The sequence below is a fragment of the Limnohabitans sp. genome (assembly GCF_040400975.1).
Classification (GTDB): Bacteria; Pseudomonadota; Gammaproteobacteria; order Burkholderiales; family Burkholderiaceae_C; genus Limnohabitans_A.
The window spans coordinates 1-1,124 of the sequence record NZ_JBBAPF010000145.1 but is presented as its reverse complement, the minus strand read 5'-3'; the positions used below and the strand labels follow the sequence as shown (position 1 = coordinate 1,124).

The 1,124-nt window shown below is 64.3% G+C and carries 1 protein-coding gene; it reads right to left on the bottom strand.

The features are described from left to right. A partial coding sequence (locus ABWQ00_RS16250) for a hypothetical protein (RefSeq protein ID WP_353239700.1) occupies positions 1 to 792 on the bottom strand: 792 nt, incomplete at its 3' end. Between the last annotated feature and the right edge of the window lie 332 nt (positions 793 to 1,124).

Genomic DNA, 1,124 nt, shown 5'->3' with positions numbered 1-1,124 from the left:
GAGGTGCTCCAGGGCACCAAGGTCCCACCGCTCACCTCCAGTGATAGCGGAACACAACGGCTCGAAGTCGCCCATGTCCCCGTTCAAATCCGTTGCAATAAGAACAAGTGCATCCTTGCGAACGGCGGCCTCGAGCCTGGCAGCTTGTATGAGGGCGCTGGAGCGGACCTGCAAGAGCCCACGATCGCTTGACCCACTCCAACAGTACAAGGATATGACCGCCACCTGCACTCCCATAGGAAGGTCCACTCTGACAATGAGCAACCGTCCAAGGTCGCGCGCGCTGCGCCCCTCCTCGGACCGGCACGGGTCCTCTTGCGCCCGTGCTGGCGCTCGCACCAAAACCGCAACCCCTGAGTGCCCCGTCTCGTCAAGCGGGCCAGCAACCAATGTGAAACCTTGTTGGAAGGCCACCGCCTGGGCGGCCTCCCTGCTCCGCTCGAGTATACCATGTTCCTGCACCGCAATGATGTCACTGTGCATCCCACCAATCGTCGCCAGGCTAGACCAGAAGCTGGTGATGTTGACGCAAGAAACCTGGAACGTGCTCCCCTTGACGGCCAAGGAGTCCCACTTGCTGTCACCCGAGCTGTGGCCAGCACCACTTCTCGCCGCGACTTCGTGTATGCCCGGCTGCTCGGCGCAGCCGTCCTCCTCCGTATCGCTTTCGGTGTCCAGGGGAAGCAACCCTACAGACTCGCCGCTCGATGCCGTGTTGCATTCGCTGGCTGTGCTGCCAGCGCTCGAGAAGTCGCCCTTCTCTTCTGTGCCCGTCGTGTGCGCCGCCTTCATGCGGTCCAAGGGCTGATCAGAGGTCCGCCTCGTCTTGCCTGCCTCCGCAACTGTCCAGTACCCAAGGAAGACTGAGATCCAGAGCCAGCGCAAGAGACCAAGGTGACGCCACACTCTGCCCGTGCTAGGGCGCCGAAGACCATGTCCCCGGGGAGGGTGAGGAGACTGCCGCCAAGCCGAACCAGTACCCGCGTGCCCACGGCTGCCTTCGGCCATCCACCGGCCGGGCGACCCCACGCCAACACCACGGGGGTGCCGCGTCAGAGCGGCGCAGCCAGCGCCCGCCTCGGGTCCGTCAGGCCTGCCAGCTTGCGCGGAGCCGGCAGTACCCA